The 5,689-nt window shown below is 71.5% G+C and carries 5 protein-coding genes and 1 pseudogene; 2 read left to right on the forward strand and 4 right to left on the reverse strand.

Annotated features, from left to right (window positions below):
• Nucleotides 1-85: 85 nt before the first annotated feature.
• Nucleotides 86-340, forward strand: a pseudogene (locus ACFWEP_RS30615) (aldehyde dehydrogenase); the annotation flags it as partial.
• A 108-nt stretch (nucleotides 341-448) separates the two neighbouring features.
• A complete protein-coding gene (locus ACFWEP_RS30620; RefSeq protein WP_387374945.1) occupies nucleotides 449-1,270 on the forward strand; it encodes a class I SAM-dependent methyltransferase in 822 nt (273 codons plus the stop codon).
• A gap of 67 nt (nucleotides 1,271-1,337) precedes the next feature.
• Here ACFWEP_RS30620 and ACFWEP_RS30625 read toward each other — a convergent pair whose 3' ends face one another.
• From ACFWEP_RS30625 to ACFWEP_RS30640, 4 genes are all read right to left on the reverse strand, one after another.
• Nucleotides 1,338-1,961 carry a pyridoxamine 5'-phosphate oxidase family protein gene (locus ACFWEP_RS30625; protein ID WP_387374947.1) on the reverse strand — a complete coding sequence of 208 codons (624 nt, stop codon included), beginning with the start codon at nucleotides 1,959-1,961 and terminating at the stop codon, nucleotides 1,338-1,340.
• A gap of 146 nt (nucleotides 1,962-2,107) precedes the next feature.
• Complete coding sequence (locus tag ACFWEP_RS30630) at nucleotides 2,108-2,971, reverse strand: phosphate ABC transporter ATP-binding protein (protein ID WP_387374949.1); 864 nt, start codon at nucleotides 2,969-2,971, stop codon at nucleotides 2,108-2,110.
• Between the two features lie 55 nt (nucleotides 2,972-3,026).
• Nucleotides 3,027-3,959 (reverse strand): sortase, encoded by a 933-nt coding sequence (locus tag ACFWEP_RS30635; RefSeq protein ID WP_387374951.1) that lies wholly within the window; start codon nucleotides 3,957-3,959, stop codon nucleotides 3,027-3,029.
• Between the two features lie 171 nt (nucleotides 3,960-4,130).
• A complete protein-coding gene (locus tag ACFWEP_RS30640) occupies nucleotides 4,131-5,549 on the reverse strand; it encodes a hypothetical protein (RefSeq protein ID WP_387374953.1) in 1,419 nt (472 codons plus the stop codon).
• Nucleotides 5,550-5,689 lie beyond the last annotated feature (140 nt).

Consider the following 5,689-nt stretch of genomic DNA (forward strand, 5'->3'; position numbering starts at 1 on the left):
TCCTGCGCGGGGGTGCTCGTCCGGCAGACCTACCTGCTGACGGGCCGGCACACCGTGGCGGTGGAGTCGGTGGAGCGGGCGTTCCGGGGTCGAACTCCCGTTTCCCTGCGTCTGGGTCGCGCCCTGGACCCCGGAGGCGGGCACGGCGGTCCTGCGGGACAGCCTCGTCCTCACCGTCCTCACCCATCAGGAGGAACTGATCGACCGGCTCCTGGACGAACCGAGCATCAGCAACGTGTACGTGGGCGACGTGCCCACCTACCGGATCGCGCCGGGACTGCCCCACGACGGGTTCCTCGGCGAGTTCCTGATGCGCAGCAAGGCGGTCGTCCGGCACTGATCCGGCCGCACCGCCGCGTCCCACGCATCCGTCACCGCACGCGGTCACCCACCGCACCGCAGATCCCGACCGCACGCCGTTTCCACCCGAGAAGGGACCACCTCACCCATGCACGCCGTTTCGTACACCGCCCAGTGGATGGCCGCCGCCCGCGCCCTGGAGTCAGAGCGCGAGGACGCCCTGTACGTCGACCCGCTGGCCCGCGATCTCGCCGAGCCCAAGGGCTTCGAGCTGATCGACCGCTACGCGGGCGGCGGACTGCTGCCGTTCATCACCATCCGCACCCGCTACCTCGACGACGCGATCCGCGACCTCCTCGCCGACGGGACGATCCACCAGGTGGTGCTGATAGCCGCCGGGATGGACACCCGTGCCTTCCGTCTCGACTGGCCCGACGACATCGACGTCTACGAGGTGGACCACGGCCCCCTCATCGAGGAGAAGCGGCGCCGGCTGGACGCCCTGGGCGCGAAGCCCACCGTCCGCCGCCACGAGGTGTCCGCCGACCTCACCCAGGAGTGGCTGCCCACGCTCACGGAGGCGGGCTTCGACCCGTCCAAGCCCACCCTGTGGGTCGCGGAGGCGCTGACCTTCTTCCTCACCGAGGAGCAGGCGGCCGGCCTGCTGCGACTGCTCGCCTCGGCGTCCGCGCCCGGCAGCCACCTGGCCTTCGACATCCTGGGCCGGGTTCTGCTGCGCAGCCCGTTCTCCAGGCCCTTCCTGGACAAGCTGGCCGCGGACGGCACCCCGTGGATCTTCGGCACCGACGAGCCGGAGCCGTTCCTGGAGGCGAACGGCTGGGACGTCGTGGACCTGAAGGAGCCGGGCCAGCCCGGTGCGGGAGAGGGCCGCTGGCCGTACGACGTACAGCCCCGGGGGCGGCGCCACGCCAACCGGCTCTGGCTGATCCGGGCGAAGATCGCCGGCTGACGGCAGGACCGTGCCGAGGCGGCCCGGGGGAGGGATCACACCCTGCCCCGGGCCGCCTCCCGGCGCGTCACCGGTTCTGGAGCTTCTCCCGTAACGCCTCGTTCTCGGCGGTGAGTTCGGCGATCCTCTGCCGTACGGGGAGCAGCGCTTCGGCGAGCTCCTCCTCCGAGAAGCGAGGAGTGATGTGCTTGGAGCAGTTCCAGGAGGTCCCCTCGACGCGGATCACCATCAACTGCTCGGGGCTGCCGTCGGTGCGTACGTCGGCGAGCCGTTCGCTCAGCTCCGCCTCCTGCGCGGTGTCCAGGGTCTGGGCGCGGGCCATGACCTTCAGCCGGAGCTGACGCGAGTAGTCCATGAAGAAGAGGGACACCCGGTCGTCGCTCCGGAGGTTGCCGGTGGTGATGTACTGCCGGTTGCCCCGCACCTCCGTGTACGCGAGGGTGCCGGGGTCCAGTACGTGCACGAAGCCCGGCGGACCGCCCCGGTACTGCACGTAGGGCCAGCCGTCCTCGGTGGCGCTGGCCAGGTAGAAGCCGTCCCTGGCGGTGATGAACGCGGCCTCCGCCGGACCGATCCGGTCGAACTCCTCCGGATCCCCGCGGAGCAACCGGTCCATCGCCTCGCCGCTTCCCCGCTCCCGCTGGACGCCGCGGACCTTCTCCGTGAAGGCGAGATGGGCGTAACGGTTCATGATCCCTCATTTCCGATCATGGTGGTGATGTCATGATCGAGGCCGACGATAACCGTACTTGCCCAGTGGTAAAAGGCAGTTGCCATCCGGTCGAGACACGGCAGGCGTCCGGAGCCGACAGGAAACGGAGGCCGGCTCCGGACCGCTCAGCCGAAACGGCCGTTGACGTAGTCGGCCGTGCGTACGTCCCGGGGCGAGGCGAACATGGCCTGGGTGTCGCCGTGTTCGACGATGAGACCGGGCGTGCCCTGCGAGGCGAGGAAGAACGCGCAGGTGTCCGAGACGCGGGCGGCCTGCTGCATGTTGTGGGTGACGATCACGATGGTCACCTCCGACTTCAGCTCGGCGATGGTCTCCTCGATACGCCGGGTGGAGGTCGGGTCGAGGGCGGAGCACGGCTCGTCCATCAGCAGCACGCGGGGGCGGACCGCGAGGGAGCGGGCGATGCACAGGCGCTGCTGCTGACCGCCGGAGAGCGCCCCGCCGGGCTGGCGCAGCCGGTCCTTGACCTCCCGCCACAGCCCCGCCTTGGTGAGGCACTCCTCCACCAGGTCGTCCCGGGCGTCCCGGCCGGCCTTGATGGCGTTGAGCTTGAGACCCGCGAGGACGTTGTCGTACAGCGACATGGCCGGGAACGGGTTGGGCTTCTGGAACACCATGCCGATGTTGCGGCGGGCGTGTGTGATGCGGCGGCCCCGGTCGTAGATGTCGTCGCCGTCCAGCAGCACCCGGCCGGCCAGGGAGGCCGAACCGATCAGCTCGTGCATCCGGTTGAGGATGCGCAAGAACGTCGACTTGCCGCAGCCCGACGGGCCGATGAGGGCGGTGACCTGGCGGGCGGGCATGGTCAGCGACACCCGGTCCAGGACCTTGTGGTCCCCGAACCACGCGGATATCTCGTCGGCCTCCAGGGTGGCGGGCCCCTGACCGCGGATCACGCGCGGCTGCACGAGGGTGTCGGTGAACTCGTCGCGGTCGGCTGCTGCGCCGGTCGTGTCGGTGGTGGTCATGGTGACTCCAGAAGGTACGGCGAGATGGTCTGCGCGAAGGTGAACGGGGTCGTTCTCAGAGAAGGTTGGGCAGTAGGGCGGTCAACGCCCCTGCGTCCGCGATGCCGAGGGCGGCGAGCAGCGGTGCCCCGCAGGCCCAGGTCTGCCAGCGGCCCCAGACCCGGTACGCCGCCACCGTGAGCAGGGCCGCCACGAGCAGGGCCTGGGTCCACAGGAACACCTGGAGCCACGAGTCGCCCTCGCCCTTCAGCGCCTGCTCGGATTCGGCGATCCAGCCGGTACGCAGCACCCGCGGCGGGCTCGGCTGGACGGGCGTGACGAGTTTCGCGTCGACCCGCAGGATTCCGGAAGGGGTGTACGGCCCGCCGGTCGCGGTGATCAGGGTGAGCCGGCCCTCGCCGGAGGCGAGCGGGGCGGGGAGCGGGTCACCCGCTTGCCGGATGCCGGTCACCTCGTAACTCACCCTCGCCTGACCGGTGGTGACGTCGATCCGGGTGCCGGTCGGGAGGTTGTGGAGGTCGCCGAACGGCCCGCCGTATCCCCACTGACGGCCCATCACGATGGAGGTGCCCGCCTGGCCCGGCAGCGGGGTGTCGCGACGGTGGCCGGGGCCCGACATCAGCACGGAGGAAGTGGTGCCCTCGGCGACGACCTCCTCCAGGTCGAGCACGGGGATGCGCAGCAGGGCGACCGGGGCGCCGGGTTCGAGCGCCTTGCCGTCGAAGGTCTGCTGGCCCACCGGGGCCGTGCCCAGGGCGAGTTGCTCCCGCAGGTCGTCGTGGGCGACCTGCTGGTCCCGGGCGTGCTGGAGGTGGCCGACGACCGTGAGGTTCGCGGCGAACCCGAACAGCACGGCGGCGAGCACGCACAGAGCGGCGCCGGTCAGGGCGAGACCGGGCCGGGAGGGTGCCGCGTCGGGAGCCCCGGCCGGGCGGGGCGGCTTCTGGTCGGGCGGTGCGGCCGGGGGCGGCGGTGCGAGCACGGACACGATGGGGGCACTCCTGGTCGACGGTACGGAAAGGGGCGGGGCGGTCGGCGCGTAGGCCTTCGCCCGGAACGCGGGGACCCGCTCCGCGCGGCCGGGCCCGGGCCGCCACACGAGGTGGCGGCCACGGGCCCGCGGCGCACGGGTGTCGGGGACGGGTGGGTCCGGGACGGGTCAGTGACGCGGGGTGCCGAAGCGGAGCATGCCCTTGCGGCGCACGTGGAGCACGAGGGCGGCGCCGGCGGCGATCAGGGCCAGGCCACCGAGTGCGGCCGTGCCGAGCTGTGCGCCGGTGGAGGCGAGTACGCCGCCGGAGCCCGAATCGGTGCCGGAGCCGGAGCCGCCGCTGTCGGAGCCGCCGCCGTCGAGGCCGGCGGAGTCGTCGGAGCCGCCGTTGTCGGAGCTGTCGGAACTGTCGGGGCCCGTGGTGTCGCCCGGGTCGTCCGTCGGATCGGTGGGGTCGTCCGTCGGATCGGTGGGGTCGTCCGTCGGATCGGTGGTGGCGGCGGTCGTACGGAATCCGAACGCGACGCTGTACGCGCCGTCCGCGCCTTCCGCCAGCGTCAGGGTGTGCGGGCCGGCCTCGATGTCGTCGGGGACGGTGAACGCGTAATTCGCCACGGCGCCTCCGTCGTCCGCCGTCGCGCCGGTGAGGGAGGCCCCCTCGTCGAGGGCGACCGTCACCGCCGCCGCCGCCGTGAATCCCCGCGCGGTGATCTTCACCGTGTCACCGGGCTTCAGCGCGGGGTTCGCTCCGAGGGTCATGCCGTCGGCGTCGGTCACGGACAGGGGAGTGTAGACGGGTACCCCGCCGTTCACTTCCGAAGCGGCGTACAGCTGGGCGTCGGCAGGGGTGAAGGACGCGTAGTAGTAGGCGCGGCCCTCCACGGTCGGCGCGGGGATGTCGATCTCCGCCACCCCTTCGACGAGGTCCGCCCGCCCGATCTCCACGGGCTGCGCGCTGTCGGTCTCCTTGGACGAGAAGACGACGGTCCCGGTCGCCCCCGCCGGAGTCACGGTGGCCCTCAGCTTGTATGCCTGCCCCACCAGGGCGTTCTCCGGAACGCCGGAGAGCGCGATGCCGGTGGCCTGCTGTTCCAGGACCGACCAGGAGTCCCCCTCGACCTTGATGAGCGCGGTGAAGGCGGGATCGGTCTCGCCCCTCGCCGTGCAGTAGAGGCCGATGGTGTAGACGCCGTCGAAGTTCCCGTCCGGAATGGCTTCCAGAAGACGCTGCCCCAGTGTCCGGTGGAGCACGGCCGGGCTCCACGCGACCAGATCGTCGGAAAAGGCGCCCGTGGTGCTCGGAGCGGACTTCAGCTTCGCCAGGTTCGATGCCAGCGGGTTGCCCGGTACGACCACGGCGAGGTTGGAGACGATCGAGCCCTCCGGGCAGGGACCGTCCGTCTCCGCGTGCGTCGCGAAGAGCGGATCGTCGAGCTTTCCGCTCGTCGGCGTGAGCTTGAGCGCACCGATGGTGGTGAACGCGTGTGCTTGCGTGGTCATGGCGAGCACGGCCGCGAGGGCTGCGAAGAGCAGAGCACAGCTCGTCAGCAGGGCCACGGGCGATCTCAGTGGTGCCAGGCGGTTCATGGGCGGGTTTCCCCCAGGGAGTTCGACGGGTGGACGGATACGCCGGGGGGCCGGGCACCCGTGGGGTGCCCGGCCGTCGTGCTCGGCGGTGTGGTGTGCGGTGCCTCTCCCGGCGTCGTCCGCCCCGTAGGGGGATACGA

Origin of the sequence: Streptomyces sp. NPDC060198, from assembly GCF_042728415.1 — a bacterium.
GTDB lineage: Bacteria > Actinomycetota > Actinomycetes > Streptomycetales > Streptomycetaceae > Streptomyces.